Origin of the sequence: Burkholderia sp. LMG 13014 (genome assembly GCF_905232215.1) — a bacterium.
Classification (GTDB): domain Bacteria; phylum Pseudomonadota; class Gammaproteobacteria; order Burkholderiales; family Burkholderiaceae; genus Burkholderia.
Window position 1 is genome coordinate 1 of the sequence record NZ_CAJNKE010000668.1, and the last position, 3013, is coordinate 3013.

Annotated in this window: 2 protein-coding genes; both read right to left on the reverse strand. The window is 68.6% G+C overall.

What is annotated here, in order from left to right; translation table 11 throughout:
* Nucleotides 1–205: 205 nt before the first annotated feature.
* The gene (locus tag JYJ84_RS32780; RefSeq protein ID WP_122946152.1) at nucleotides 206–1531 is read right to left on the reverse strand and encodes a sugar ABC transporter substrate-binding protein; all 1326 of its coding nucleotides are present in this window, start codon (nucleotides 1529–1531) and stop codon (nucleotides 206–208) included.
* A gap of 59 nt (nucleotides 1532–1590) precedes the next feature.
* Nucleotides 1591–2943, reverse strand: coding sequence for a D-tagatose-bisphosphate aldolase, class II, non-catalytic subunit (locus JYJ84_RS32785; protein WP_175223411.1), 1353 nt, complete (start codon nucleotides 2941–2943; stop codon nucleotides 1591–1593).
* Nucleotides 2944–3013 lie beyond the last annotated feature (70 nt).

Genomic DNA, 3013 nt, shown 5'->3' on the forward strand with positions numbered 1-3013 from the left:
GAGATGTGTATAAGCGCCAGGCGCGGCGCGGCGCGCCGGGCGGTGACGACGCGTCGCCGACCGACGGCGCGTGAGCGTGGCTCAGGGGAAGACGCAGGTGACGCATGATCGGAGTCCCTCCGGTTGATGCGCGGGCGCGAAGGCCAGCCCGCCTGTCAGCTTCGACGACGCGCACCGTGCGCCACCGCGCACGGTGCGGGCCGCGTTACTTCTTGTAGCCGGCCTGCCGGACCGCGCGGTCGGCGGCGGCCTGCCCGGCGGCAAGCGCCTGGTCGACCGTCATCTGGCCGGCCACCGCGCCGGCAATCGACTGGCCGACCACCGTGCCGAACGACTGGAATTCAGGAATCCCGACGTACTGCACGCCCGTGTACGGCACCTTCTTCAGCGACGGATCGTTCGGGTCGGCCGTCTCGATCGCCTTCAGCACGAAGTCCGAGAACGGCGCAGCGGCCTTGTACTCAGGGCGCTGATAGGTCGACGTGCGCGTGCCCGGCGGCACCGACGCCCAGCCCTCGTCCTTGCCGACCATCTCGATGTACTGCTTCGACGTCGCCCACGCGATGAACTTGCGTGCGGCGTCCTGCTGCTTCGATGTCTTCGGCACGGCCAGCGCCCACGCCCACAGCCAGTGCGAACCCTTCGGCGTGGCGGCGACCGGCGCGGCCGCGAAGCCGATCCTGTCAGCCACCTGCGACTGCTGTTTGTTATAGAGCATCCCGGCCGCGACCGTCGCGTCGATCCACATCGCGCACTTGCCCGATGCGGTCAGGGTCAGGTTCTCGTTGAAGCCGTTCGAGCTGGCGCCCGGCGGGCCGTTCTTCTTCAGCAGGTTCACGTAGAAGTTGATCGCCTTCTTCCATTCCGGCGACGTGAGCTGCGCGTTCCAGTTCTCGTCGAACCAGCGCCCGCCGAACGTATTCACGACCGTCGACACGTACGCCATGTTCTCGCCCCACCCGGCCTTGCCGCGCAGGCAGATCCCGTAGGTGCCCTTCGCCTTGTCGGTGAGCTTGTCCGCGAATTCGGCGATCTGGTCGTAGGTCGGCTGGTCGGGCATCTTCAGCCCCTTCGCCGCGAACAGGTCCTTGCGGTAGAACGTCATCGAGCTCTCGACGTAGAACGGCAGCGCGTAGAGCTGGCCGTTGTACGACAGGCTGTCGCGCGCAGTCTTCACGATGTCGTTCAGGTCGTAATCGGCGGGCAGGCCCGTCATCGGCGCGAGCCAGCCGCGCTTGCCCCACTGCGGCGTCTCGTAGGTACCGATCGCCATCACATCGAACTGGCCGCTGCCGGTCGTGATGTCGGTCGTTGCGCGCTGGCGCAACACGTTCTCCTCGAGGATCACCCAGTTCAGCTGGATGCCCGGGTTCGCCTTCTCGAAGGCCGGCGACAGCTTCTTCAGCTCGATCATGTCGGGATTGTTCAGCGTCGCGATCGTCAGCGTGCCGGCGGACGCGGCGCAGGCTGCCGTCGCGAGCGCGGCTCCGGCGAAGCCGCGTGCGGCGGCGTCGAGCATCTTTCGTTGCATGGCATGTCTCCTGTGATTTTTTCGAAGTGTCGTCGGTACTGCATTGACTTCGCGACCCGTCATGCCGGCCGCTGCATTCCGCACGCGCGCGCATAGTGCGCGATCACGTCGCGTATCCGGTGGCGCACCCATGCGCGCGGCGCCTTCGCGAGCCCTCCCGCGCGGCAGGCCGCGTACACGTCCGGCAGCCACTGCGCGACGAGCGTCTCCGGCACCGGCTGCCGCGCGAGGTTGTCGAACAGCTGCTCGACCGCGGCAGCAACGGCCGGCTGCAGCCAGTAGTAGCGGATCCGGTCGCTGTAGCTGAACTGGCGTGCGAGCCGCTGCTCGGTTTCGTCGCCGCGGTAGTACGGTGCCCAGTGCTCGGGCTGCGCACGCATCGCGGCGTCGACCACGTCGCGCAACCGCGAGCGCTGCGCGAGTTCGCCGATCAGTGCGTCCTCGATGAAGGTCAGCGCGAACAGCGCCTCGCGCAACGCGAACGTCAGCGCGGGGCCGACCTTCAGTACCGCGAAGTGGTCGCGCACGAGCGCGGCGAGCGCGCCTTCGGTCTGGTAGTCGGTCGAATGCGCTTCGAACACGAGGCCCGGTGTCTGCAGGATACTCGCGCCCAGCGACGCGGCCTTCGCACTGTCGTAGTCGAGCACGTGGCGATCGTCGAAGTCGACACCCGGCTGCGCGACGATCGCGACAACGCGCGTCCACGCATCGTCGAGACCGGCCGCCGCGAACGCATGGCGGTGCGCATCGAGCGTCGCCGCGATGCTGTCGCTGCGCGTGACCGCGATCTGCGCGATCGCCGCATCGCTGTCGTTACCGCTGACTTCGCCGCCCGGCGTCGGCACCTCGGTGCCGATCACGTAGACGGGCGCGATGCCGGTGCGCGCTGCCGCGTCTTCCGCCGCGCGGCACAGTCCGGCCGCGCGTGCGGCGATCGTGCGATCGTCGAGCCGCACCGGATCGTCCGCGCATGCCATGCTCGCATCGAGGTGGATCTTTTCGAAGCCGGCTTCGACGTACGCGGCCACCATCGCGCCGGCCTCGCGCATCGCATCGGCCGCGCGGCGATGCCGCCACGGGTTCGGCCCGAGATGATCGCCGCCGAGCACGAGCGCCGACGGTGCAAGCCCGCAACGCGCGGCGATCGCGTCGACATCGCGGCGGAAATCGGCGGGCGTCATGCCCGTATAGCCGCCGAGATGGTTCACCTGGTTGCAGGTCGCCTCGATCAGCAGCGGCGAACCGTCCGCGCGCGCCGCTTCGCACGCGGCCTCCAGCACGAGCCGGTGCGCGCTGCAGATCGAATAGATGCCGCGCTGCGCGTCCGCGCGGTTCGCGTCGAAGATCATCCGCAGCACGGCGTCCGCGTGCGCGGGTCGTGAACGTTCGGCGAAGGTCGTCAGGCCGGACATGCGATACCTCGTTCTGTCAGGAAGCGGTCGATTTCGGTCGCACTGCTGTTGCCCTCCATCGGGCCGCGCC